Origin of the sequence: Psychrobacter sp. GW64-MNA-CIBAN-0177, from assembly GCF_040309585.1 — a bacterium.
Taxonomy (GTDB): Bacteria; Pseudomonadota; Gammaproteobacteria; order Pseudomonadales; family Moraxellaceae; genus Psychrobacter; species Psychrobacter okhotskensis.
The window spans coordinates 1-252 of record NZ_JBEOOY010000439.1 but is presented as its reverse complement, the minus strand read 5'-3'; the positions used below and the strand labels follow the sequence as shown (position 1 = coordinate 252).

General features: G+C 40.5%; 1 protein-coding gene. It reads right to left on the bottom strand.

Annotated features, from left to right (window positions below):
* Positions 1 to 46: 46 nt before the first annotated feature.
* A partial coding sequence (locus tag AAEY79_RS15765) for a hypothetical protein (protein WP_352289567.1) occupies positions 47 to 252 on the bottom strand: 206 nt, incomplete at its 5' end.

Sequence of the window (252 nt, the reverse complement as noted above, 5' to 3'; positions counted from 1 at the left end):
ACATTTTACCTGTTGTCAGGCGGTCTGGCTAGCACTAGTGCAAGTTTCACTCATTTGAATCTAAACTTTGTAATAGCCTTGAAAATTGTAATGATTTATCGTTGGCGTTAAACGTGATGGATTGAGCGGAGTAAAAACCAAATTCCGCGGCCATTTGGCGACTTTGTTGCTGGACTTGAACGAGATTACTTTGGCTTAAATCGCGATTAAAGCTGAGCAACATTTCCGTGGTTTGTTGATATAGGGCATAAT